Source organism: Nodularia spumigena CCY9414, assembly GCF_000340565.2.
Taxonomy (GTDB): domain Bacteria; phylum Cyanobacteriota; class Cyanobacteriia; order Cyanobacteriales; family Nostocaceae; genus Nodularia; species Nodularia spumigena.
The window spans coordinates 3241684-3267025 of record NZ_CP007203.1 but is presented as its reverse complement, the minus strand read 5'-3'; the positions used below and the strand labels follow the sequence as shown (position 1 = coordinate 3267025).

Annotated in this window: 19 protein-coding genes; 12 read left to right on the top strand and 7 right to left on the bottom strand. The window is 40.3% G+C overall.

Going from position 1 to position 25342, the window contains the following annotated elements:
* The first annotated feature begins 8 nt into the window (after positions 1-8).
* The 9 genes from NSP_RS14140 (at position 9) to NSP_RS14100 (ending at position 8822) form a co-directional block, all read left to right on the top strand.
* Positions 9-824, top strand: a complete 816-nt coding sequence (locus NSP_RS14140) for a M15 family metallopeptidase (protein ID WP_006198887.1) — start codon at positions 9-11, stop codon at positions 822-824.
* A 429-nt stretch (positions 825-1253) separates the two neighbouring features.
* Complete coding sequence (locus tag NSP_RS14135; protein ID WP_006198886.1) at positions 1254-1907, top strand: MotA/TolQ/ExbB proton channel family protein; 654 nt, start codon at positions 1254-1256, stop codon at positions 1905-1907.
* Complete coding sequence (locus NSP_RS14130; protein ID WP_006198885.1) at positions 1891-2295, top strand: ExbD/TolR family protein; 405 nt, start codon at positions 1891-1893, stop codon at positions 2293-2295. The genes NSP_RS14135 and NSP_RS14130 overlap by 17 nt, the downstream gene beginning before the upstream one ends.
* A gap of 568 nt (positions 2296-2863) precedes the next feature.
* Positions 2864-3112 carry a CTB family bacteriocin gene (locus tag NSP_RS14125; RefSeq protein ID WP_006198884.1) on the top strand — a complete coding sequence of 83 codons (249 nt, stop codon included), beginning with the start codon at positions 2864-2866 and terminating at the stop codon, positions 3110-3112.
* 112 nt (positions 3113-3224) lie between these two features.
* Positions 3225-3476 (top strand): CTB family bacteriocin, encoded by a 252-nt coding sequence (locus NSP_RS14120; RefSeq protein ID WP_006198883.1) that lies wholly within the window; start codon positions 3225-3227, stop codon positions 3474-3476.
* Positions 3477-3538: 62 nt separating this feature from the next.
* Positions 3539-3808 (top strand): CTB family bacteriocin, encoded by a 270-nt coding sequence (locus NSP_RS14115; RefSeq protein WP_017804166.1) that lies wholly within the window; start codon positions 3539-3541, stop codon positions 3806-3808.
* A gap of 288 nt (positions 3809-4096) precedes the next feature.
* Positions 4097-4411: a CTB family bacteriocin gene (locus NSP_RS14110; RefSeq protein WP_006199103.1), complete on the top strand. Its 315-nt coding sequence runs from the start codon at positions 4097-4099 to the stop codon at positions 4409-4411.
* Between the two features lie 831 nt (positions 4412-5242).
* Positions 5243-7393 (top strand): peptidase domain-containing ABC transporter, encoded by a 2151-nt coding sequence (locus tag NSP_RS14105; protein WP_017804165.1) that lies wholly within the window; start codon positions 5243-5245, stop codon positions 7391-7393.
* A 25-nt stretch (positions 7394-7418) separates the two neighbouring features.
* Positions 7419-8822 (top strand): beta-barrel domain-containing protein, encoded by a 1404-nt coding sequence (locus NSP_RS14100; RefSeq protein ID WP_006199101.1) that lies wholly within the window; start codon positions 7419-7421, stop codon positions 8820-8822.
* Between the two features lie 33 nt (positions 8823-8855).
* Here NSP_RS14100 and mrdA read toward each other — a convergent pair whose 3' ends face one another.
* Positions 8856-10664 (bottom strand): penicillin-binding protein 2, encoded by a 1809-nt coding sequence (gene mrdA / locus NSP_RS14095; RefSeq protein ID WP_006199100.1) that lies wholly within the window; start codon positions 10662-10664, stop codon positions 8856-8858.
* Positions 10665-10885: 221 nt separating this feature from the next.
* On the opposite strand from mrdA, the gene NSP_RS14090 reads away from it, so the two are divergent.
* The 3 genes from NSP_RS14090 to NSP_RS14080 are packed head-to-tail and all read left to right on the top strand — an operon-like array spanning position 10886 to position 14042.
* Positions 10886-12016, top strand: a complete 1131-nt coding sequence (locus NSP_RS14090; protein WP_017804164.1) for an ABC transporter ATP-binding protein — start codon at positions 10886-10888, stop codon at positions 12014-12016.
* A gap of 5 nt (positions 12017-12021) precedes the next feature.
* Complete coding sequence (locus NSP_RS14085) at positions 12022-13104, top strand: polyamine ABC transporter substrate-binding protein (protein ID WP_006195999.1); 1083 nt, start codon at positions 12022-12024, stop codon at positions 13102-13104.
* Between the two features lie 47 nt (positions 13105-13151).
* Positions 13152-14042, top strand: a complete 891-nt coding sequence (locus NSP_RS14080) for an ABC transporter permease (protein WP_373567399.1) — start codon at positions 13152-13154, stop codon at positions 14040-14042.
* A 36-nt stretch (positions 14043-14078) separates the two neighbouring features.
* Here NSP_RS14080 and NSP_RS14075 read toward each other — a convergent pair whose 3' ends face one another.
* From NSP_RS14075 to NSP_RS14045, 6 genes are all read right to left on the bottom strand, one after another.
* The gene (locus NSP_RS14075) at positions 14079-17654 is read right to left on the bottom strand and encodes a hybrid sensor histidine kinase/response regulator (protein ID WP_006195997.1); all 3576 of its coding nucleotides are present in this window, start codon (positions 17652-17654) and stop codon (positions 14079-14081) included.
* A gap of 292 nt (positions 17655-17946) precedes the next feature.
* On the bottom strand, positions 17947-20715 hold the full coding sequence (locus NSP_RS14065) for a GAF domain-containing protein (RefSeq protein ID WP_006195996.1): 2769 nt from the start codon (positions 20713-20715) through the stop codon (positions 17947-17949).
* A 50-nt stretch (positions 20716-20765) separates the two neighbouring features.
* Positions 20766-21239, bottom strand: coding sequence for a chemotaxis protein CheW (locus NSP_RS14060; protein WP_006195995.1), 474 nt, complete (start codon positions 21237-21239; stop codon positions 20766-20768).
* A 160-nt stretch (positions 21240-21399) separates the two neighbouring features.
* Positions 21400-21762 carry a response regulator transcription factor gene (locus tag NSP_RS14055; protein ID WP_006195994.1) on the bottom strand — a complete coding sequence of 121 codons (363 nt, stop codon included), beginning with the start codon at positions 21760-21762 and terminating at the stop codon, positions 21400-21402.
* A 320-nt stretch (positions 21763-22082) separates the two neighbouring features.
* A complete protein-coding gene (locus NSP_RS14050; protein WP_006195993.1) occupies positions 22083-23381 on the bottom strand; it encodes a response regulator in 1299 nt (432 codons plus the stop codon).
* 588 nt (positions 23382-23969) lie between these two features.
* Entirely contained in the window at positions 23970-25085 is a 1116-nt protein-coding gene (locus tag NSP_RS14045; RefSeq protein ID WP_006195992.1) for a hypothetical protein, read from the bottom strand.
* Positions 25086-25342 lie beyond the last annotated feature (257 nt).

Here is a 25342-nt window from a genome sequence, read left to right as displayed (position 1 = left end):
GTTGATCCTTGAATAAAGCCCGGTTTTCTGGACAACCGCATAACTTATCAGGTGACTCTAGTGAAGATATTCCAGTGGCTTTACGCGATAGCCCTGAAGCAGCACCTAAGCGCCTTTCGTCAAGTCTAATTTTACTGATCACAGGAGTATCCGGGTTGATCGTCCTGGGTTTAATTGCTAGTTTTTGGTTTTTTGTCATCACACCCAGAAACACAGTTGCTCCTCAACCTGCATCTAACGGCACAGCTACCACAGATACACAATCTGGTAATTCTGTCAATAGTCAAGATAATAATCTGGATGCGCTATTGGGTCATTTGACATACCCAGAAGCGCCAGAATCAGAACTATTACCAATTACCGCAGATGGGCGAATTAGACTGCGAAAAGCCGCAGCCGAAAAGTATCAGGCGATGGAGCAAGCAGCGCGGCGTGAGGGTGTAATTTTAGCGGCAATTTCGGGTTTTCGCTCAGTAAAACAGCAAGAACAGCTATTTTTTGGTGTTGGTGCTAGACGCAATCAAACCCCAGCCGAAAGAGCTACTGTCAGCGCGCCCCCTGGACATAGTGAACATCATACAGGTTACGCTGTGGATATAGGAGATGGTGCAGTCCCAGCAACTAATCTGCAAACCAACTTTGAAAATACTAAAGCTTTTCGGTGGTTAGAAGGAAATGCGGCGCGTTTTGGCTTTGAAATCTCCTTTCCTGAAAATAATTCTCAAGGTGTGAGTTATGAACCTTGGCACTGGCGTTTTGTAGGCGATCGCCATAGTTTAGAATTATTCTACAAAGCCAGAAATTTAAACCCCACACAACCATGATCTAAATTACCCCTAGAGTGGATATTTGCGTAATTCCTAGAGATATAGCTCAACTATGACAGCCCGTCTTTTGACAGACAGCAAAATATGAATACTAATTATCACAAGTAGCGACAAAACCACCCCAAAAACTTGAGTTAATTCAATTAACCTAAATTTCCGACAAAATACAGCCAGGGGCAAATAAATCTAGTCCACATCTTAACATGACAACTCTTGTGGGGTGGGCATCTTAACATGACAACTCTTGTGGGGTGGGCATCTTAACATGACAACTCTTGTGGGGAGGGCAAGGATTGCCCGCCCTTATGTACGCATAGATTAAAAAAAATTATCTGACAACTTTCTACTCTCTTGACAAAAACTAGCAACTTGCCTGAAGATTCTACTCATCTGGCTGTGTATTACTTATTTGTGACGAGGCATTAAATGGGAATTAATAATCTGTTTACGGCTGGCGGAGTGGTGATGTGGCCGCTATTCGGGTTTTCAGTGTTAGCAGTAGCGCTAATTATTGAACGTATCCGATTTTGGGTGAGAATCAATAACCGTCAAAGCCGTGTAATTAGAGATGTGTTAAATCTTTATCGGCTAGATAACGTAGTTGGCGCAATGGATAAACTCCGGAAAAACGCAGATTTGCCTTTAGCGCGCATTTTTCTTTCGCCTCTGGAATTAGAAGAACCGAACCCCGAAGAATTTCGTTTAGCACTAGAAAGTGAAGCCCAAGCAGAAATACCCTTACTCAAACGCTTTCAAAACATCTTTGAGACAATTATCGGTTTAGCACCATTATTAGGACTACTGGGGACAGTCTTAGGATTAATTGCTTCCTTTGCATCCTTAGATATAGGTGATGTCGGAGGTACAAAAACCGCAGGTGTCACAGCTGGTATTAGTGAAGCCTTAGTTTCCACCGCCACAGGATTAGTAGTTGCTATATTTACACTATTATTTGCCAACTCTTTCCGGGGTCTATATATCCGTCAAATAGCACTCATTCAAGAATACGGAGGACAATTAGAGTTACTTTACCGCCGACGCTACGAACGAGGAGAGAAAAGTTATGCGCCTACCAGATGAAGCAGATTTACCAGCACAGATCAACATCTTACCGATGATTGACGTGATATTTGCAATTCTAACATTTTTTATCATGTCAACGCTGTTTTTAACTAGGTCTGAAGGTTTGCCCGTTAATTTACCTACAGCCACCACAGCCACACAACAGCAAATTCCCATGAAAATTACCGTAACGGTAGATCAAACCGGAACAATTAGCGTCAATCGTCAACCAAGTACAGTTAATTCATTAGCAGAACAACTGCGGAATATAATTGGTGCTAACTCGGAAGCCTTGGTAATTATTAATGCTGATGAAAAAGTAGGTCATGGTCAAGTAGTCGCCATAATGGATCGAGTGCGTCAGGTAAAGGGGGCGAAGTTAGCGATTTCCACTCAAAAACCCTAAGCACCCCTTAGCGCAGTATATTTCCTGATACCCCTAGATGAAGAGACGTAGCAGTGCTATGTCTCTTCAAATTTTTGAGCCAAGGATATTTTGCACTTTTTCCTGCTATATAAAACCTAGACAAAACTAGACTTTACTTTCTACTTCAACGGGAGCATGGGAGCAGTTATCCCTCAGTAGACTTTCACGCCTTAGCCAGACGCGATTGTGTTCCAATTAAGTTTCTGAAAAAGACTACCACCATCATTGCTTGGTTTTCGCGTCGGCAATAGTCTCAATTCAATACTTGATATCACCGTATTATATATCAAGTAGTTGATTTTTTCCTAAAATATATATTGATTTTTGTCAATATAAGTATAGCTTTGTCTATTAATTGTCAACTTAGGACTTGCTCTTTATTTCCGAAAAGTGTAATGCCTGTATGTAGTTTCAGGTAATTAGGCTTGTTAAAAATATTTATTGACTTATGAATTATAGGGGGTTATTATAGTGGCGAACCAGAATTATAGTTGTTAAAACGACTACTAATTATGGTAAAACTTCTTCATACCAAGAGATCACAATCATGTCAAACCCATTATTTACCGAAGTCTCCTCAGAGCAACAAGAAATTGTAGCTGGTGGATTTAACTTTGGTTCCACTTTCTTTTCTGGCTTGCAAGAAACCAGTTTCACACAAACAATTTCTACCCCAGATGGTGGTAGCCAATCAACCAGCGAAACTGGAAACGTAATTGTTCTCACCTTTGCTGAAACCTTTAACGGAATCAATCTACCTGCCAACTTCTTCAGCGCTCCCGCTCCCCAGCCATAACCGATCCCTTAATTTAGTTATCCGTCCCTGAGTTAATTGCCTACACAGACAAGCAACTTAGGTAAACTTTCTCACTTGCAATAATAGTCCTCAATTTTCATAAATTATCATCATGTTGAACCAATTGTTTACCGAAGTATCCTCAGAGCAACAAGAAACCGTTGTTGGTGGATTTACCATCAATTCTAGTCAAACCGGCTTTTTTGGCAGTCAACAGTTCACTTCAACTGTAACCACCTCTACCCCAGATGGTGGTAGCGAATCAACTTCACAAACTATCAACATAGAAATTATCACTGAAGCCTTCACCGCAAACGGATTGAATCTACCTGAAGGCCTGACTTTTGCGGCTATTTTCGGTTAAGTTTAGTAGTCAAAAATACTACTAACTTAAGTAAATTTTGTTAACACCAAGAGATAAAAACCATGACCAACCCATTGTTTAACGAACTATCCGCAAGCCAACAAGAAACCCTAGTTGGTGGATTATCAATAGGCAGCTTGAACTTTAGTGGTACTACTTTCGTAGGACTACAAACAGCTTCAATAACTAATGCTGCGTCTAATGCAGACGGTAGCATCGCAACTGGTGAAAATGCTTCCGTTGGAGTTAATACATCAGGTGCAAATTTAAACGGACTAGATATACCAGCAGATTTCAACCTAGCAAGTCTGTTCGCTCAATTCGGTTTCTAAATAGCTGATGAATCGTACCAGAGTTGATGGAAAAACATCTAGCAACTCTGGTAAATTTTGTTACCACCAAGAGGTAAAACTATTTCTGATCAATTGTTTACCCAGGTATCTCTTGATCAGGAAAAATCTGATCTGGTGAATTTAAATTAAATTTCAACAGATGAATTTCATTTAGTTTCCCTCTGTCAAATATAGCTCAGTATTACCTGAGTTTTCCTACAGGGCTACGTAAACCTGATAGGGAAAAGGCTTTCTAGTAAAGATTCCTAATAACCAGAAATAAACACAATGTTTGACCAATTATTTACAGAAGTATCTGTTGCAGAGCAAGAAACCATAAGTGGTGGCTTACTTGAAAATGGGACTTTAAATCTGAATGGAGCATCGACTTCATTTTTTGCCCAACAAACTAACTCTACTTCATTCGCTCAATCTGGTCCGGGCGGTAGTATAGCAGGCGGTGGTAATTCTTCAAACACAGTTTCAACAACTGGTTTGACTGTGAATATTTTGACTATGATGCCTCCTATGCCTCCTATGCCACCAGAGCCAGAGCCAGAGCCAAATCCAAATCCCCCCAACCCAGGACCTGTAAATCCATAGTCAGAGAAAATTGAATTTTAGAGCTTTTTTCACATTTTACCAGACATCAACTGAAATATAGTAATCCGCTTTGATTTTTGATAGCTTGCGTGGCGTAGCCATACTTACTTGCGTAGGTGGGGAGTGGTCCGTAGGGAGTGGGGAGTAGGAAACAGCTTTTTGAGTTGTAAGCGCAAAGCGCAGGCTACGCCAACAGAAATCAAATAGGAGTCCTATATCTGCATAAGTGTTTCATAAATAGATAGTGAGTAAAAGTGATAGCTTGAAAATCATTTACTAAATTTTCCATTTCCAGTTTAAAAAATGGTCAGCTATTTATTTTTGGGTCGTATAATTAGCAATAATTATCTGGTCGTGATAGACTCCCAACTAATAGCTGACCATTTTTAATAGGCACTCTAACGATAGCTGAAAATATTGCCCAACCACATAGAAGCATAAAGTTGCCAACTATATCATCTGTGGTTAACACTTTTAATTCAAGTAATACCAATTGAATATAAAGATGCATAAAAAGAACCCCACACTAGGGACTGTTTTCCCACCCAAAATTAGACGTAAATGTAGTAAAAGTAGGTTGGGTTGAGGTTTTGGCCAACCCAACTTGACCCAATATTTGGTTTGCTTCGTACAGGTGGCGCTGCGCTTAACCCAACCTACTTTTAGACTACTTCTAGACTTTTAAAACACGCCCTAGTGACTGTTTTCCCACCCAAACTTAGCAACATAAATTTTATTATGGGTATTGATGAAGAATTTGATATTATTCATAAAATTGCCTGAAGCCGAATCGGGTAGCTGTTTCTGGGGGAATTTCATCATTACTTGCACATGAAATACCAATTTGTTCGACAGCATAGTGAAGAAGACTGTGGCGCAGCTTGTATAGCGGCAATTTCTAAATATTACGGGCGCAATTTTACCCTCAGCCATGTCCGGGAAGTGGTAGGGACTGGACAATTTGGCACAACTTTGTTAGGGCTGCGGCGGGGTGCAGAAACACTGGGGTTCACTGCTAAACCTGTGACTACTTCACCAGAGTTACTGAAGCGCTTGGATGAAGCACCTTTACCAGCAATTATTCACTGGAACGGAAATCACTGGGTAGTTTTCTACGGTAAAAAAGGCAAAAAATATTTGATTGCTGACCCAGCTGTGGGAATGCGTTATCTGTCTAGCCAAGATTTAGTAAAGGGTTGGACAGACTGGTTAATGTTGTTACTAGAACCAGATCCCATCCGCTTTTTTGCCCAAGAAGATGACCAAGTAGGGGGATTTTTTCGCTTCTTCAAACGGGTTTGGATTTATCGGACAATACTCGCCCAAGCTTTACCTCTCAACTTGATGTTGGGGTTACTGTCTTTGGCTTCTCCGTTTTTACTGCAAATCCTGACTGATGATGTGCTAGTGAGGGGTGATACAAGTTTACTGACTACAGTAGTCATGGCTGTAGTGGTGATGAATATAATTTCTACTAGCCTTTCTTATGTACAGTCTAACTTAATCGCGCACTTTGCCCAGCGTTTGAAATTAGGGTTAGTGCTGGATTTTGGACGGCAAATTTTGCAATTACCGCTTTCTTATTACGAAGCCCGGCGGAGTGGAGAAATTGTCAGTAGGCTCAGAGATATTGACCAGATTAATCAATTAATATCTCAGGTAGTTGTCAGCTTACCCAGCCGCTTTTTTATTGCACTGATTTCTCTGTGTTTGATGATTTTCTATAGCTGGAAATTGAGCATAGTAGCAGTAATTATTGCTGTATTCATGACCTTATCCACTATCGTTTTTCTCCCGACTTTACAGCAAAAGAACCGGGATTTTTTAGTTAAGTATGCAGAAGCGCAGGGGTTGTTAGTAGAAACATTTAAAGGCGCTCTCACCCTGAAAACCACCAGGTCAGGACAACAATTTAAAGATGAATTGCAAGGTGAATTTGGACTGTTGAGTAACTTAGCATTCCGGACAATGCAGATTGGAATTATTAATAATAATTTTTCCAGTTTTGTTTCTAGTATTGGCGGTGTAATTTTACTCTGGTTCGGTGGTTATTTAGTAATTAATCCGGCTGAAAATCTCAGCATCGGGCAGTTATTCGCATTTAACGCCATGAATGCTAATTTTTTGGGATTAATTGCGACGGTGATTGGTTTTGTCCAACAATTCACCATTGTGAAAACTGCCACTGAACGTCTGACAGAGGTGATAGACGCGACCCCAGAGAATGAAAATGATGGGAAAAAGCCTTTTGCGATGATTCCCGGTGATACAGATATTGTTTGCAGTAATGTGAATTTTCACTATGCTGGGAGATTGGAACTTTTAGAAGATTTTTCTTTGACTATTCCTGGTGGTAAGGTTACTGCTATAATTGGCAAATCTGGTTGTGGTAAAAGCACGATAGCCAAACTAATAGCGGGGTTATACCCGATAAATTATGGTAATATTCAGATAGGATTATATAATCTCCAAGACTTGGCTCTAGATTGTTTACGGCAACAGGTAATACTGGTTCCTCAAGATGCTCATTTTTGGAGTCGTTCCATAGTAGAAAACTTTCGACTAGGAGCGCCCCATGCTTCATTTGAGCAAATTGTTAAAGCTTGCAAAATTGCGGAAGCTGATGAATTTATTATTAAACTACCTGCGAAATATCAAACTATTTTAGGTGAGTTTGGGGCAAACATTTCTGGGGGACAACGCCAAAGGTTAGCAATAGCAAGAGCGATAATTACAGATCCACCAATTCTGATTTTAGACGAATCTACAGGTGGACTAGACCCGGTGAGTGAAGCGCAAGTTTTAGAACAATTATTTCAGCATCGTCGCGGAAAAACCACAATTTTAATTACTCATCGCCCTAGAGTCATTAATCGGGCTGATTGGGTAGTTTTATTGGAAAATGGCAAGTTAAAGGAGCAAGGAAAATTAGCAGAGTTGAAGAATAAGCCAGGAGAACATTTAGATTTTTTAAGTTTTTAAGTAGTAGTAATTGGTCTAGAAGAATATGCTTTATACTCATAGCGAAAAAATCCTTCCAAGTGTTAAAACTGAGGATTTTCTGCCTCCGGTTAGTATCTGGACTTCTTTAGCTGGAGTGACGCTGGTGGGAACGGTTGTTTCTGCGGTCGCTCTGTCTTCATTTGTAAAATATAATGTGACAGTCAAAACTACGGCTACTGTTCGTCCTACAGGAGAAGTTCGAGTTGTACAACCACCAAAAGAAGGCAGTATTGAAAAGATTCTAGTTCAACAAAATCAGGTGGTCAAACAAGGAGATATAATTGCTATTCTTGATTCTCAGGATTTGCAAATTAAGCAAAGTCAATTACAAGGAAGTATTCAACAAAACAGTTTACAATTAATTCAAATTAATTCCCAACTTGAGTCTTTAGATAATCAGATGCTGGCAGAACAAAGAGTCATACAGCAGACGGTTTATGCGGCGCAATCTGATTTAGCACGTAATCAAAGAGACTATCAAGACCGGGAAATTGCTACTAACAGTGAATTAAAAGTAGCAGAAGCGGAATTGCGAAGAACACAAGCTCAATTACAAACAGCTAGTTCTGTGTTAGCACACGCCCAAACGGAAAGCGATCGCTACAAGGGATTGTCAGAAAGTGGCGTGGTTAGTAACAGCCAGTATGATGAGAAAAGTCTCTTAGTAGCTCAAGCGAAATCGAACCTAGTAGCCGCCAAAGAAGCGGTGCAGATTGCCCAAAGTAAAGTAAACTTGGCACAAGCAGTCCTCAATCCTTCTCAGGCGGCGGTAGAAATTGCTCAAATCCGCATTCTTCAAGAAACTGCTAGGGGTGAAGCCAGCATCGCTACGTTGAACAAAGAAAAACAAGCGTTAATTCAACGGCGAGTTGATATGCAAAATCAACTCTACCAATTGCGACAAGAGCTGCAACAAGTAGTAAACGAAGTCCAAGGTAACATTATTCGTGCTACCAGCGACGGTATTATTCTCAAGCTGAATTTACGCAACCCTGGCCAAGTTGTGCGTGCGAGCGAACCTGTGGCGGAAATCGTTCCTCAAAATGCACCTCTGGTGATTAAAGCGATGATTCCCACGGCAGATATACAAAAGGTGGGGATTGGTCAAGACGTGCTATTACGTGTTGATGCTTGTCCATATCCTGATTATGGCACTCTTAAGGCTGTGGTTACTAACATATCTCCAGATGTAATGACAACTGCAAATAACATGGGTGCAGCCTCTAGTGCTGCTACAGCAGGTAGTTATTTTGAAGCCACAGTGCAACCAGTAAATATGACATTTGGCAATGGCGATCGCCATTGTCGCATCCAATCAGGTATGAATACCAAAGCTGACATTATTTCTAAAGAGGAAACAGCTATGCAATTTATCCTGAGAAGAGCCAGATTAATCACTGATTTATAAGGAACCGCCAGTCCCGGTGTCCCCAGCCCTCAATCACTTTGGCTTTTGATACTTACCAGGATACTTCTGTTGAAAATAGTCTTCCAGAATTTCTAAAAGTATTGGGCCAGCAAGACTACCACCACCGCCACCAGAATGTTCAGTAAAAGCGACGATGACGATTTCTGGTTTATCTGCTGGAGCATAAGCACCAAACCAAGCATGATTTTTTTTCACTCCACGCTGCCATGCTTCAGCTGTTCCTGTTTTACCAGCTACAGGGGGAAGTGTGGGCTTATTCAAAACTTGACCAGTACCCTGAGTTATCACCTTCCTGAGTCCGTCACGGAGAATTTTCATGGTTGTCGGCTTCATCTTGATAGGTTCTCGCCAGCTTCTGGCTTCTTCATTATCTTTGAGCAAATGGGGCTGGACTCGGTAGCCGCCATTAGCTGGCACAGCAAACATGACCGCAACTTGCAAAGGAGTAGCTAATAAAGCTCCTTGACCAATGGACATATTAATGCTGTCGCCGATACTCCAAGGCATCTTCCAAGTCTTGCGTTTCCATTGGTCATCCGGCACTAAACCTCTGGCTTCTTCCGAGGCAAACTCAACGCCAGTTTTTTCACCAAATCCAAATTTACGAGTCCATTCAATCAAAGTGGGGCCGCCCACTGCCCTAGCAACTTGATAAAAGAAAGTATCACTACTCCACTGCATTGCGCCCACAAAACCTAAAGGACCGAATCCGGCGTGGTTCCACTCACCAAATCTCGTCCCACTAAAAGTTAAAGAACCGTAGGTTTGTAGGACTGTATTCGGAGAAAATTTACCTGATTCCAACCCAGCTGCTGTAGTGACAATTTTGAACGTACTGGCGGGAGGAAAAGCAGAAAGAGCGCGATTAACTAAAGGATGATTTGCACCTTGGACAGTTTCCCAATCTTTTTCGGTGAGTTTTTGTTTAGAGAAGATATTGGGGTCAAAGGTGGGGCGAGACACCATCGCTAAGACTGCGCCATTATTGGGGTCAATTGCCACAATGGCACCGTTGTAATTTCCCAAAGCTTTGTCTGCCGCTATTTGCAGATTTAAATCTATAGTTAAAGTTAAATCATTACCGGGCTTTGCCTGTTTCTCTCCCAATACCCGGACAGGACGACCTGCTCCATCTACTTCTATTTGCTGACCGCCCCATTCACCCCGGAGAAGATGTTCGTAAGCCTTTTCCGACCCCATCTGACCAATCACATCTCCTAATCGATAGCCTGACTTCCGCTTTTGTTTTAACTGTTCGGGAGTTAATTCTCGCGTATAGCCCAGCACATGGGCTAATTCTCGACCGTGGGGGTAATAGCGAACTGCTTCTGTCTGGATTTCGACATTTTTTAGTTCGTTTTCATACTCTTTGATGGCAGTAATTTGGGCTTCATTCAGGTCACGAGCAATGCGAATCAGTGAATAAGAGTTGGGGCTTGCTTCTTGTAATTTTTTGGCGATTTCTTCTTTGGGGATATCGAGAATTTTCTCTAGACGTGAACCGACAACCGTCCAAGCAGCCTTGGTATGAGCCATTGGCCACAGATATACAGAACGAGGAGAACGGGTACTAGCTAAAAGTTTGCCGTTGCGGTCAAAAATATTGCCTCTTTCTGGTTGTTTATGAATTGTCCGCACCCGGTTAGCCTCTGCTTGGGAACGGTATTGCGCTCCGCCGAGAATTTGCAAGTATGCCAACCGCACGCCGATGACCGTGGTCATCAATAGGGTAAATGCCATTAAAAATACAGGTTGAAAATTTCGTCCAACTGTACGTGTATTCTTTTCTCCGCCCAGTGGGGATGATTGCCATAAAGTCATAAGACAAAGAAATTTTCTAAACTAGTATTAATATGTATAGGATTATGCTAAATGCCTACCGGGAATTTAGCAGCAATGCGATCGCCTAAATAATCAACTTTTCACCATCTTTTATACTGCATAATTTATTTAGTCTCCACTCCTAACTACGGAATTATAGGTTTTAATAGACTACATTGACTCAGACAATCACCTAATATCAGTGCATTTTACCGAAGATTATGGCTCAAACAGTTACGCAAAATCATAATAAAATCACAATGTCTGAAGAACTGGATGTTGAACTGCGTCACGTGTTCAAGTTTTTTAACAATGAACCAGCAGTACATGGAGTTGACTTGGATGTCAAACAGGGGGAATTCTTTAGTATTTTAGGCCCTTCTGGTTGTGGCAAGACAACCATACTACGCTTAATAGCTGGGTTTGAAATGACTGATGCGGGTAAGGTATTGATTCAGGGTCAGCCCATGTCTCATGTCCCGGCTTATCGCCGACCGGTAAATACTGTCTTTCAAAGCTATGCGCTGTTTAACCATATGAATGTGTGGGATAACATTGCTTTTGGATTGCGCCTCCAGAAAAAAATTCCCAAATCAGAAATTGAAATCAGAGTTAAAGAAGCTTTAGGGCTGGTAAAAATGGAAAGCTGGCGATCGCGCTTTCCCAATCAACTCTCTGGTGGTCAACAGCAACGGGTAGCTTTAGCCAGGGCTTTAGTCAATCGCCCCACTGTCTTATTGCTCGATGAACCTTTGGGGGCTTTAGATTTAAAACTGCGTAAAGATATGCAGGTTGAGTTAGCGAGTTTACACAAAAATTTAGGATTAACCTTCATTATGGTGACACACGATCAGCAAGAGGCCATGTCCTTGAGCGATCGCATCGCCGTGATGAACCAAGGCAAAATTGAGCAAGTCGGTACTCCTAAGCAAATTTACGAGCATCCCCAAACATCCTTTGTCGCTGATTTTATTGGTGATACAAATTTATTTAGTGGTGAAATCACCCATATAGAATCTTCATCAGTACAAATTGTCACAAAAAATGGCTTAAAAATAGTTGTCACCCGTTATGCAGACACGCCATCGGAATTATCTCAAGCAGTAGTGGTGAGTGTGCGTCCGGAAAAAATTCAACTCTCACTGTATCAGCCTCATCTCCTAACCAACTGCTTTGAAGGGCGGTTGGGGAATGTCATGTATTTAGGAACTCATGTAAATTATGTAGTGGAATTAACTAACGGTGTGAGTATCAATGTTTTGCAACCCAATACCTTGGGGAATTTACCAGATCGTAACACACCTATTTATGCTTGGTGGGCAGAAAGTGACTGTGTAGCAATTAATCAGTAGTGAGCATGAACAACCGACGGCAATTTTTACAAGCGATCGCAGCACTTTCTAGTTTATCCTTGGCTAGTTGTGGTTGGACTTTGGGTAATGTAAAATCAAGTACAACCTCTACCCGTAGTGATCAACTGTATCTTTTCACTTGGACACAGTATTCCGATCAAAAATTACTCGAAACATTTACCACCCAAACCGGCATCAAAGTGTTGGTAGATATTTATGATTCCAACGAAGTCATGCTGGCTAAACTGTTAGCTGGTGGTGGTGGTGCTTATAGTATCATCTATCCATCTGACTATATGGTGCAGAAAATGGCGGAACAAGATTTATTAACCGAAATTGATCATGAGCGCTTAAACGGGTTAAATAATTTATTGCCGCAATTTCAAAATCCCAGTTATGACCCGAATAACCGTCATAGTATCCCCTTTAATTGGGGAACAACGGGATTTATTTACAATTCCGCCAAACTCAAAAATCCACCCCAAGATTGGGACTATCTGTGGCAAAATCAAGAACTCCTGAATAGGCGGATCACCTTGTTAAATGATGTCCGGGAAGTCATGGGTGGAGTGTTGCGAATGTTGGGTTACTCTTACAACTCTCAAGACGAAAACCAAATCCAACAAGCCTATGAAAAATTAGTAGAATTAAAACCTGCGATCGCCTCTTTCAATACTGACGCTTGGCAAAACCAACTCTTAGCCGGAGATTTAACCTTAGCCATGTGTTACTCAGCAGATGCTATCCGCATTACCCAGGAAAATCCCCAATTTAAATATGTCATTCCTCGCAGTGGTTCTTCACTATGGACTGATACAATCGTTATCCCTAAAAGCGCACCTAATTTAGATGGTGCTTACGCCTGGATTAACTATATGTTACAACCAGACATAGCCGCCAGCATCAGTCAACGTCTCAGCCTGGCTACTCCCAATATGGCCGGGTTTGAACAATTACCCCAAAATATCCAAAATAATGCTAACTGGTTTCCCCCACAGGAGCTACTAGAAAAGTGCGAACGGATTGCGCCCTTGGGAGATTTTGAAGATGTTTATGAGCGTTACTGGACTAAATTAAGTATTAGTTAATAGTTGAGAAAATAATTAAAGTGCCTACCAAAAATCCTCCTCCTGAAATCAAATTCTCCGGTGATCTTGCCAATATAAAAAAACTCAATAGCCAGCCAACTAATTGGCTGCAACCTTTAGTATTACTAGCACCCTCTGGACTCTGGTTATTATTGTTGTTAGTGCTACCCACACTGCTAATTTTGCAATTGAGCCTAGTTCCCAATATTAGACCAGGGGAGATAGTCAATCCCAGTGGACTCGATAACTATCTGCGGATACTAGATCCCTTATACCTAGAAGTTATCAAGCGATCGCTAGAATTGGCAACCAAAACAACAATCACTTGCTTAATTTTCGCCTTTCCCGTCGCCTATTGGATTGCTCAAATGTCACCGCCGCGCTGGCGAAACTTGCTGTTATTAGGCTTTGTCCTCCCCTTATGGACATCCTCAGTACTGCGTTCTTATGCCTGGATGACAATTTTACGTCCTACTGGCTTACTAAATACTGTCCTCAGCAGTTTAGGCTTACCCACCTTAGAATTACTGTACCGAGAACCAGGCGTATTAATTGGTATGAGCTATAGTTTATTACCCTATATGGTATTAATCCTCTATGCTTCCCTAGAAAAACTAGACAAGCGATTATTAGAAGCCGCCGCCGACTTAGGCGCAAATTCCCGACAAACCTTGGTCAAAATCACCATACCGCAAGTTTTGCCAGGAATAATTGCTGGGACAATGTTAGTTTTCATCACCGCATTAGGAGATTTTATTGAACCAGAATTATTGGGTGGGGCTTCTAGTATGACCGCAGCGCGCCTAGTATATAATCAGTTTCTCGGAGCCACCCAAAATTGGGGCTTTGGTTCAGCTTTGAGTATGACATTAATTTTAGGTGTGAGTATAGCGATCGCCCTGTTAATTAAGTTTGGTGAAGTTAATCACAATAGCTAATACACAGAAATCAAATCAAACAATGATTGCGAATTTTTAGACAATTACCAAAGAGCTGGAATCTTGCTCTTCTTGAGCAATCAAATCATGGATCATCGAGAGAAATTCATGTTCTAAATAAGGCTTAACAAAGTAAGCATTTGCACCGAGTTCTTTGGCAAGCTGACGATGTTTGTCCGCACTGCGGGAAGTGAGAACTACTATGGGTATGTTGACAAAATTGGGGTTTTGACGGAGATTACTTAACAATTCAAAACCATTCATCCTCGGCATTTCTAAATCGGAGATAATCACCTGAATTTCCGGATGGCGTTGCAACTGTTCAAGAGCTTCTACACCATGTTGTGCTTGTATGACTTGATACCCATGTTTTTGCAACGTCAGAGAGAGAGTTTGTCTGAGACTAATAGCATCATCCACGACTAAAACCACTTTTGCAGCTTTGTGATTTGACTCTAGAGATTGACGTGGTTGTGCTTGGAGAGTATTTGTAGGCGCAGAGGCCGACAATAAAGGCATATTTGGGGCAGTATACCCTGACATCGCCAAAGCTTTTGGCTGGGAATTATCAGCTGTTGGTAGTGCGGGAATATCGAGCTTGGTTGGGCTTGATTTCGACTCCAGCAGGAGTGTACCGTCAATTACTAAAATCAGATTACCGTTGGCTAAACTACTACAACCATAAACATATTTTGGGGGAGCGATCGCATTTCCTAAAGGTCTAATCACTAATTCTTGTTCACCAATTATTTGATCAACTTCTAAACCAAAAACGCCCTGATTTCGCCGTAGTAGCAGCACCGGATTTTTCATGACTCCGACTTCATGGGTAATTGATGTATTGTCTATTAAACTAGCACCATTGAATAATGAACCTTGATAGTCAATCAACTCAGACAATTTATACAGGTTGACTACAGTTTCATTGTCATCTGCATTCCAATGTAAAACTCTCTTGCCTTCAAAATCCCTGATATGCTGAGTCGAAGGAATCAAGATTTTTTCAATACTGTCCAAAAGTAGGGCATAAACAACCCCTCCAGCCTGGACTAACATTAATGTATCAGTAGTCATAGAAAAAGGTATTTTGAGGATAAAACTTGTCCCTTGGTTAGGCAAAGATTGCACTGAAATAGAGCCATTGAGTGCTTGTAACTGAGAACGCACAATATCTAACCCCATACCCCGGCCAGAAACTTCATTCACCTGATCCGCAGTGGACAAACCCGGAAAAAACATCAAATCCAACAATTCGGATTGATCAGAATGAGAAAAATAACCTCTATGGTCATCATCAGCTATAAAATTAAGTTTAATAGCTTTCTGGCGAATACTCTCAAAATTTAATCCTTGTCCATCATCCCGGACTTCAATCACAGTTTGACTCCCCTGATGATAGGCGCAAATTTCAATTAATCCTTCTTCTGGTTTACCACGTTCTTCTCGAAGTTGTGGAGATTCAATACCGTGGTCAAAAGCATTACGGACTAAGTGTAGTAAGGGTTCATAAAGCTTTTCCGCAATGGCTTTATCAACCAGCACTTCTGTCCCGGTGAGTTTCAATTCTACAAGTTTGTGATAGACACTCCCCAGTTTTTTCACCATCTGAGGTAAGCGATTGAAGACATTCCCTAGAGGTGACAACCGCGCTTCTACTAAATTATCTATAATACTAAAAGCCAAACTTTGTTTTTTATCACTAATTTGAGTCGCTTGTCCGAGGAGTAATTCCAGGGATTCTGTAGCTTCTTGTAGTTGCATAGTTTCTTCCATCGCTTCATGTAACGACAGATGAAATTCTGTATAGATATCCATTTCCAGGGAATCAAATTTCACAGATGCAAATTTTTGTGTAGATGGTGATGTGACATTTGGCATCTGTAAAGGCAAATCTTTTAAATCACTTAAAGTTCCTTGGTGTTTGCTAAATCGCTGTAATAATTGCTCTAATATTTCTTTGATTTTTTCATCATATAATGTCCGGCGTTTTTGATGAATCAGTAATTCCCCTGCTAGATAATTAAGACGTTGCAATCTGTCTACATCTACACGAATGAATGTAGGTTTGCGATAATTTTTACTTTCTGGCGACTGGGAATTATCTTGTATTTGTTCGTTGTTTTGGATAGCTACATCAGTAATAGCTTCAATGTCAGTTTCTAGAATATCTGCAAGCACCTCCTCACTGACAGCTAATGATTTATTAACTTCGTCATCAGTAATGTTTGCATCAGCTTCTCCTCCCCAAATTGACTCTACCAAGCTATCGTTTATCGGTAATTCCGGAGTTGATATTTCTTGGAAAACTAGCAATTCTCGTAATTTAGGACTGTCTAGCCAATTTTTTTCTTGAGTATTAACAGGGGGATAATTTTTATATTCTTCTGCTAATGCACGAATTTGGTTTTGTAATGTGTGAACCAAAAGGGTATAGCTGTCAGATTTATCAGATATATATTCAAATTTAGCAACTGCTAGCAGAATTATTAAAATTACACCGTGGCGATAAAGGACAAGACTAAGACTATCTTCTTCATCTTGGACAAAATCTAAAAAATCATTCAACCAATTAGTAATATAATTTATTTGGTTATCTGCATCTGATTTGGGAATAAGCAAAGATAACTCAAGTTCATCTTTAGGTATTTTCTTTTGGTGATTAAACCAGCCACAAATATAGTAGATTACTTTTAAATATAACTTGGCAGTTGTTGGTTTAATCGGCTCATTTTTAGTATTACCAGATGCGGTTAAAAAATTATAAAATTCTTCGGCATTGCTGATAAAACTACCAGTAGTTTCAGACAATTCCTCATCTACATCTACCACAGTTGTGAGTTTTTCCCACTCTGGCGAAGGTGCGCCGCCACAAGTGCGATCGCCTGCTAGAACTTCTTTTTGAGCCTGCTGTAAATCTGCAAGAGCTAGTTCAGCAATCTGATATACTTGGCTGGGGTTTGCTTGCAGTGCTGCCATAATTGTTTGGGAAATTTCTTGCAAACCCGGTAAATTTAAGGATTCTGCTAACCCCAGAAACACCTCAGCCTGAGAACCTAAAAAGGCGTGAAATTCTTCATCATCAGGGGGATTATGAATAGCTTCCGCAATACTTTCTAAACGCTGATTTACCCCGGATTCAAAAATTGATTTAACAATATCAAAACCCAATTCTTCCGAAGTGGGGATATGAGTTTCATCACCATAAGCATCACCGAGTTTTTCTTGCAATTGAGCAAAAACCAAAGCCGCTCTTTGCAGAAGTTCTTCATTATTAACAGTAATATCTGTCAGTTCTGTAGTTAGGGCTAGGCTCAGACATTCGTAAGCTTGGAATAAGAGTGTTTGCAGTTCAGCATCAATGACCACATCTGGATTATAAAGAGCTTTAAACACATCTTCTAAAGAATGGGCGATCATCTTAATGACTTCTAGCCCAACGTTAGCAGCTCCGCCTTTAAGTGTATGGCTAGCCCGCATTAACTTATGAACTTTAGCAATACTAAAATCTTCTGATAAGCTAAACAGTTCTTGCTCAATAATTTGCAATAAATCTGGTGCTTCTGCCAGAAAATACATATAGCCTTGTTCGCGAATTTCAGCGTCTGTAATCATAATTGGGGATTGGGGATTGGGGATTGGGGATTAGGGATTGGGGAGAAGAGGAACGGGTGCAGGGGGCAGGGTGCAGGGGAGAAGAGGAGCGGGTGCAGGGGGCAGGGTGCAGGGGAGAAGAGGAACGGTTGTTAAGTAACCGGAAGTTTAAAGTAATTTCTCACTCCCCCTTGCTCCGATGCTCCGGTGCGCCCGTTCCTCTTCTGGGGAGTGGGGATTCGGGATTGAGAAATTTCTTTCCCCCTGCTCCCTGCTCCCTGCTCCCCTGCTTCTTCTCCCTACTCCCAATTAATTAATTGACTTTAAACTTACTAGCAGTTGCTAATAACCCTTGTGCCATTCCTGATAAATCTTGCAGGACAGTAGCAATTTCTTGAGATTCGGTAAAAGTCTTGTTAGCAATTTCTGCCACATCTTGCATTGATGCTGTTACCGTTACAGATTGACCCATTTGTTCTTGGGTAGCTGCGGTAATTCGCTGGATTAGCAGGCTGATTTCGGCAGTTGCAGAAACAATGGCGTTCAAGTTTTGCCGGGTTTCACCGACAAAGTTTGTCCCTTCCACCACCTGCTGAATCCCTGTTTCCATTGCTACTGATACTTCGCCAGTTTCTGCTTGAATCTCCTGAACTAATTTTTCAATTTCAATTGTTGCTGCGGCTGATTGGCGAGATAAGGAACGAACTTCATCGGCTACAACTGCAAATCCTTTACCATATTCACCAGCACGAGTGGCTTCAATGGCTGCATTCAAAGCCAGTACGTTTGTCTGGGTGGCGAAATTGCTGATTAAATTCACCACTTTGGAGATTTTTTGCGAAGATTCGCTGAGGCGTTTAATTTTTTTACTGGTTTGGGCGACGGTTTCACGAATTCCTTGGATGGCCTTGACAGTTTGGTTCATTGCTGCATCGCCTGACTCTACGGTTTGGTTAGCTTTTTGCAGCGCCACCTGCACCAAATCGGCATTAGTTACCACAGCTTTGGTAGAGTCTACCATGTGTTGAATATCGTCTAGGGCTGTGGTAATTTCTTCAGATTGTTGTTTGGCGAGATTTGTCAGTCCCGCCAGTGAAGCATCACTATTACTGGAAGTTTGGGCTACTTTTTGGGAAGTGGTTTGTACTTGGATAACAATTTGCCGCAGTGCTTGCAATGTATTGTTATAGGCATCTGCAATTGTACCTAGTTCATCTTCGGTCACTGGGGCGCGGACTGTTAAATCTCCATCCAAGGCTGGTCTGACGGCTGTGAGCAGTTGAATAGATCGTTGTTGCAGTAATTCTTTGGCGGCTTTTTCTCGTGCTGCGGCTTCTGCTAGTTGTGCTGATTGTGTCTGTAGTTGTTGCAAATATTCAGTTTGTTGTAATGCTAACCCTAGTTGGTCGCCCATGCGTGCTAACAAGGTGGCTTCGGTTTCTTCCCAATCACGAGGTCCCGAATTTTGATAAGCTGCGAACAAGCCCCACAATTGTTCTCCAGAGAATATAGGAACTATGACATAAGCTTTGATTTCAAATTGCTCTAAAATTTCAATGTGGCAAGGAGAATGATCTACTTTATAGATATCCTTAGCAACAAAGCTTTCACCTTTGGCATATCGACCTCCTTGAGTTTCTTGTAAGTGGCTATCATCCCAAACGGTTTTGATATCAATACCTACCAGTTTTACCCAATTATGACCTACTGACTCAGCTACAAATTCACCACCCCAATCAGGACTGAAGCGATAAACTGCGACGCGATCGCATCTTAGTAATTGGCGGACTTCTTGAGTAGCTGTTTTGAAAATCTCGTCTACATCTAAGGATTGGCGAATGCGGTTAACTATCTTTGTCAGAGCCTTTTCTTGAGCAGCAATTTGAACTAATTGGTCAGATTTGAACTGTACTTGTTCTAGATATTCACCTTGGGAAATAGCTACACCAAATTGCAAACCAATCTGAGTCAAAAAGCTGACTTGCCAGGATTGCCATTCACGAGGGCCAGAATTTTGATAAGCTGCCAATAAACCCCACAATTGTTCCCCAGCAAAAATCGGAACAATCATATAGGCTTTCATTTGAAATTGTTCTAAAATATCAATGTGGCATTGAGCATGATCCATTTCATAGATATCATTGACGGCAAAGCTTTCACCCTTAGCATAACGTCCGCCTTTGGTTTCTTGTAAGTGTGAATCTTCCCAGACCATTTTGAAATCTGGTGTCACCATTTTTATCCAACCTTCACCCACTGACTCAGCGATAAACTGTCCACTCCAATCAGGTTGGAAGCGGTAAACACCGACGCGATCGCATCGTAATAATTGGCGAATTTCTTGAGTAGTTGTGTTAAAAATTTGCTCCAGGTTTGATACTCGCAAAATCTTATCGATGACTTTGGCGACAGATTTCTTTGCTAATGTTTGCTGTTGTATTTCTTTTTGGAATTCAAAGCTTTGCAACCTGTAGATAAGTTCTGTGCTAATTTGAGATAATAGGGTAGTTTCGGACTCTTGCCATTGGCGGGCTAAAGCACAATTATTGATTGCTAATAAGCCCCAAACTTTACCCCCTACTACAATGGGGACACTCAAAAGAGATTGGACTTGAAATTTTTCTAAAAGTTGCTTTTGATAAGGTGTCAGCTGTACCTGATTAATATCATTAATTGCGACAGGTTCTAAATAGTCTTCACTGGTATATAAACCAAAAAGAATCCCTGGAAGATTTTCACTCAGAGTCGGTGTCCAACCTCTGGTTCTAGATTCTGATAAAACCGTACCAGACTCCAGAGAAGTAAAGCGATAAATCAACGCGCGATCGCAAGCAATTTTCGCCCTCAGTTGTGCCACAGTCACTTGAAATAGCGTATCCATATCTGAGGCTTGACGCATCCGAGTTGTAATTTCTTGCAACTGTCGCCGCCAATTTTTAAATTCCTGAGAAACTGCATTTAATTCAGATATAGAATCGCTCATAATATTGGCTATATGAGTACCACCATTATGATTTTCTAACTCTTGTAAATCATTCATGTTCTGCTCATTTTCCTGGTTGTTATCATATGCAACTGTCATAGTAAAAGCCCTCAAAAATTGTTAATATTCCTCAGCAAATAATATTCCTATTAATTCTTAATAGCCCAGAGAGGAGATTGAATAATCGCCGTAGCATCCAAATTTAAGATCATCTCTTCCGCACTATTAATAAAGTATCCTTTCAAGAAAGGTGACATGGCTGGATAAAATAATTCCGCAGATGCAGGTTTAATTTGATTAGTATCTAGCGATTCAATATCCATGAGAGACCGCACCAATAAACCTAAATATTTACCCTCCCTTTCCAGCACAATCGCCATCAAATTGGAGAGAAAATTTGCTCCTTGCAAAACTGGTGGATAACCCAGCATTTCCTCTAAATCGACTAACCAAAGCATCTCGCCGCGCCAGTTATAGATACCCAAAACGCAACTTGGCATTTGGGGAACGCCACATATATCAGCCAAGGATACTTGAAACACCTCTGTAATTTGGTGTAAAGAAATTACTGCTGTATCTCTTGTACCCAAGTTCAAACTTAAAAATTTTTCCTTGTTCTCCAAAGTTAATTTTCCTTTAATATAGATGATGAATTTGAGTCAGACAATTTTAGATTTTAGATTTGGTATTTTCGATTCATACAACAGATAAATGTCGGGGCTTGTAGTAGCATTCAGAAACTATGAGTAAGTTAATCGAAAATCAGGAACACATACTCCAGTTTCACTTCAGTAATTTCTTGAGAGTAACTACTAATTCCTCTGGATTTATAGGTTTAGCAAGATAAGCTTCAGCACCCAACATATTTCCCCAAATTTTATCGACATCGCTATTTTTAGTTGAGCAAAAAACTATAGGTATTTTGCTAGTATCGGGGTTATTTTTCAATTCTCGGCAAATTTCAAATCCGCTTTTACCTGGTAAAATTACATCCAGAAATATCAGATCCGGCTTATTGCGGTCTATTTTGTCCTGAACCTCTTCACTGCTAGTAGCACTAATCACATAGTATCCGGCTTGCTGTAAGTAACGGCTGATGATTTCCATATCAGTCAAACCATCTTCAACGACTAAAACAGTATTCATGGAAATTACCTTTAAAGTTATTCTCAGAATGAAAACACAAAACTCAAGTATGTGTCCAAATTATACCAATAGGAAGTTGCAATTCTATGGAATTTTGCTTGATGATTTTTATATTTGATCAGAGAAAATATTATCCTTGATAAATCATCCCTTTAATGTATGGAATCTACAAATACTATGTGATTAACCCCATTAACCCTTAAGGCGAAATTCACAAAACCCAAAGCTGTTAAAAATATAATATCTGTGCGGTAGAATTGCTCTGAGTCATAAAGAAAGTTCTACAACTGAATTTTGATTATTAATCTCCCGAACAAATACTAAGAGTCAAGGCTTGAATGACAAACCTTTAATTGAGATTGAGATTGAGATTTAGGTTGAGGTTGAGTTTGAGATTTAGATTGAGATTGAGTTTGAGATTCAGTTTGAGATTTAGCTACTGTCCTTTTCACCTGACGTTGAGCCTGTACAGGTAAATACTTACGAACTACACTCATAACTTTATCTGCTGCTACGGGTTTAGTCATAAAATCTGTAGCACCGACCACCTTAGAGCGGACTCGATCCAAAAGACCATCGTTTCCCGTTAAGATAATCACAGGTGTATTGGTGAAGGCTGAAATTCGCCGCAACTGAGTACAAATTTCATAACCATTAGCAACAGGCATAATTAAATCTAAAAAAATCAGGTCTGGCTTATTTTGAATCAAGGTTGGTAAAGCTTGTACAGCATCTTGAATCTTGATAAATCTTAGTCCGTGTGAGATAATAATTTCCTCTAGGATCTTACAAACCTGTGGGCTATCATCTACGCAAGCTACCAATGGTGCATTTGATTGGGTAGGTTTCCTGGCATTACTATTGTTTTTAACTGCTGTAAAGGAGAAAGGCAAATCAGGTACTTCTACCAGTTCAATAATGCCTTTGAGAATATAAGAAAGCAATGAACGGGTGACAGCGACAAGACTCTGCTTCATTTTGGCGGCTAAATCTCGCAGAGTGTATTTACCGTTGATCAAATTTACAAAGTTTTTATAGACAGATGGACTTACCTGCTGCTGGAGTTGTTCTGGTTTCCGCAGAATTGGCGCTAAGTCGGGAGAAAAATTAGTCAAACCAGCTTCCGACCAAGTTTTCCACGCATCTTGCATCTGTTTCATAGAGACATTTGCACTCGTGAAACTCATTGGTGTTTCTAGGATAACTTCCTGACTGCGCTCGCAAGTTGCAGACACAAAATTGGTTTGTTGCGCTAAATCAAACAACAGTTCTGCTATTGTGCTTTCTACAAAAGAGTGAATTTGTTCTCGTTCAATTTTTTGCCTTTTATACAAAATTTCCAGGATGCGATAATCCCAGTAATTGATTTCTATGTCTTCTTTACGTAAATTTAACTGTTCTACATCAATGTGGGGGCAGTATTGAGCCATATTTCGCCGCCAACGCCGGAAAGGATGGGTTCCTCCTGTAGCCCAAACTATCCGTCCTAGACGATAGTAAAAAGTCCATTGGTTTCCCTTGGGACTTTTTATATTTAAATAGCCATTGTATTGCAGTTCAGTACAAGTTTTAAACTCATGAAGTATATTATTTGATTTCATGACTTCCGGGTGGGTCATACTTTGTTCCTTTAATTAACAAGTCAGCCCTTTAAATATCCAACTTAGCTATATAGCGATAGCAGTTGGCAAGCATTTCAATAATTACAAATAAATTTTGCACACTAATTCAGATAGTAGCCGATTTATTCTTTATGTAGTAATTGATAGCGCTCCTTAATTAAGATTGGCAAGACTAATGAAAGTAGGAAGACAACAAAAGTAGCGCTGGTAGAGGAGTAGTTGAATGCTTAATTTCCTCTCAGCTTAGTCTACGCTCCCATTAATATGGGTTTAATATTGAGTTATCTATTATATTATTTTAAGCATTTACACACGGAAATATAACCGTATAAATCCTGATCTTACTTTAAATAAATAATATATCATAGGTAGAGCCGAGATATTTTTGAGGCTTTGATTGAACTTCAGAAGCCTTAAATATTTCACCTAAATTTTACAATTGTAAAGTATAATTTATCTAGCAAATAGCTTCCTGAGAATTCCCGGACAATAATTAATAAAACTCTACAAAAAATGCAGAGTTGTTAAATTTTATTTTGTTTAATTGATCAATCTACAAAGATTTGCCTGTAAAAATTTAATTGCTTACCTTGGTTGGCGGCAAAATCCTTGTTTGAATTTCGACAATAGCAAATAGACGAGTCCAACTACTACCAGTGACACTGAAGATGCAGATTCTGGGACAGGCTCAGGCTTTTGCCAATGCTGGTAAGCGATCGCATTGGTTTGAATCTCATTGAGTAAAGCCAAAAACTCCTCAACATCTGTAGACATATTACCATTGTTTTGAGAAAGAATCAGCCGATTAAAGGTTTCTGTCTCCGATCCGCCCAAATCTCCTGTTAACGGCAGAAACTTTTCACCCATACTGCCGATAAGAGAGTTAATTAAGCTATCAACATCACCCTGAAATTCTGGGGGAATTAACTCTGAATCCTGGGGAATTTTGTAATCACCAACCACTATATTGTTATCGTCAAAGATCCATTTCCCGTTCCCAATAATTGTGTTGTTATTACCAAAGTCCCAGTTACCATTGCCAATAGTTGTATTATTATTACCAAACCCCCAGTTACCATTACCAAGAGTTGTATTATTATTACCAAACCCCCAGTTACCATTACCAATAGTTGAATTGTCACTATTAAACTGCCAATTCCCATTACCTAGAGTTGCATTGTTACTGCCATCATCCCAATACCAGTTACCATTACCAAGGGTTGTATTGTCACTTGCGAATAGCCAGTTACCATTACCAATAGTTACATTATTATCATTAAAGTTCCAATTACCATTACCAATAGTGGCGCTATCACTACCATAGTCTGAGTTAGAATTACCAATAGTTGCGTTATCACTACCAAAGTTTCTGTTACCATTGCCAACTGGAAATGAGTTACTACCGCCACCAACAAAGGCGTTATCAACGCCATCGAAGGAGTTTTGACTCTGAATTAAATCCAAGCGACCAAAAATTAATTCATTAAGTTGACCGCTAACATCGCCTGCGAACGGATCAATAACGGTATCTAGTACAGGAGTGTTTCCTCCATTCATCCCAGAGAGATTATTAGTGTCTCTTAAATGTAAATTCTCAGCTAAAACTGCATCTAGTCCCTCAAAAGGCGGTCCTAGAGCCGAATCATCACTAATTGAAGTATTTTCCTCACCATTAACCGAGTTGATAGCATCTAGTTCCATCAACAATAATTCTCCAAATTTGAAAGTATAAATATTGTGTTCACGGGAATATTAAATAGATATAATTAATCCCATGAATAATATATGTAATTAAAATGATGATTTCAATGTTAAATGTTTTTATCTGATTGTGAATTTATTAGATAAGTAGGTAAGCATGAATAAACCAAACTATGTTACGACTCGTAAACAGGACTTAAACCCTTACTAATGACCAATGACAAATGACCAATGACGACCCTAGCTAGTTAACTTTA

What these genes read in the sequence shown, in the direction of transcription:
- NSP_RS14135 (WP_006198886.1), top strand. Translation starts at nt 1,254, where the DNA reads ATGGGAATTAATAATCTGTTTACGGCTGGCGGAGTGGTGATGTGGCCG.
- NSP_RS14065 (WP_006195996.1), bottom strand. Translation starts at nt 20,715, where the DNA reads ATGACAGTTGCATATGATAACAACCAGGAAAATGAGCAGAACATGAAT.
- NSP_RS14090 (WP_017804164.1), top strand. Translation starts at nt 10,886, where the DNA reads ATGGCTCAAACAGTTACGCAAAATCATAATAAAATCACAATGTCTGAA.
- NSP_RS14105 (WP_017804165.1), top strand. Translation starts at nt 5,243, where the DNA reads ATGAAATACCAATTTGTTCGACAGCATAGTGAAGAAGACTGTGGCGCA.
- NSP_RS14055 (WP_006195994.1), bottom strand. Translation starts at nt 21,762, where the DNA reads ATGAATACTGTTTTAGTCGTTGAAGATGGTTTGACTGATATGGAAATC.
- NSP_RS14120 (WP_006198883.1), top strand. Translation starts at nt 3,225, where the DNA reads ATGTTGAACCAATTGTTTACCGAAGTATCCTCAGAGCAACAAGAAACC.
- NSP_RS14110 (WP_006199103.1), top strand. Translation starts at nt 4,097, where the DNA reads ATGTTTGACCAATTATTTACAGAAGTATCTGTTGCAGAGCAAGAAACC.
- NSP_RS14085 (WP_006195999.1), top strand. Translation starts at nt 12,022, where the DNA reads ATGAACAACCGACGGCAATTTTTACAAGCGATCGCAGCACTTTCTAGT.
- NSP_RS14115 (WP_017804166.1), top strand. Translation starts at nt 3,539, where the DNA reads ATGACCAACCCATTGTTTAACGAACTATCCGCAAGCCAACAAGAAACC.
- NSP_RS14050 (WP_006195993.1), bottom strand. Translation starts at nt 23,381, where the DNA reads ATGACCCACCCGGAAGTCATGAAATCAAATAATATACTTCATGAGTTT.
- NSP_RS14075 (WP_006195997.1), bottom strand. Translation starts at nt 17,654, where the DNA reads ATGATTACAGACGCTGAAATTCGCGAACAAGGCTATATGTATTTTCTG.
- NSP_RS14125 (WP_006198884.1), top strand. Translation starts at nt 2,864, where the DNA reads ATGTCAAACCCATTATTTACCGAAGTCTCCTCAGAGCAACAAGAAATT.
- NSP_RS14100 (WP_006199101.1), top strand. Translation starts at nt 7,419, where the DNA reads ATGCTTTATACTCATAGCGAAAAAATCCTTCCAAGTGTTAAAACTGAG.
- NSP_RS14130 (WP_006198885.1), top strand. Translation starts at nt 1,891, where the DNA reads ATGCGCCTACCAGATGAAGCAGATTTACCAGCACAGATCAACATCTTA.
- NSP_RS14045 (WP_006195992.1), bottom strand. Translation starts at nt 25,085, where the DNA reads ATGGAACTAGATGCTATCAACTCGGTTAATGGTGAGGAAAATACTTCA.
- mrdA (WP_006199100.1), bottom strand. Translation starts at nt 10,664, where the DNA reads ATGACTTTATGGCAATCATCCCCACTGGGCGGAGAAAAGAATACACGT.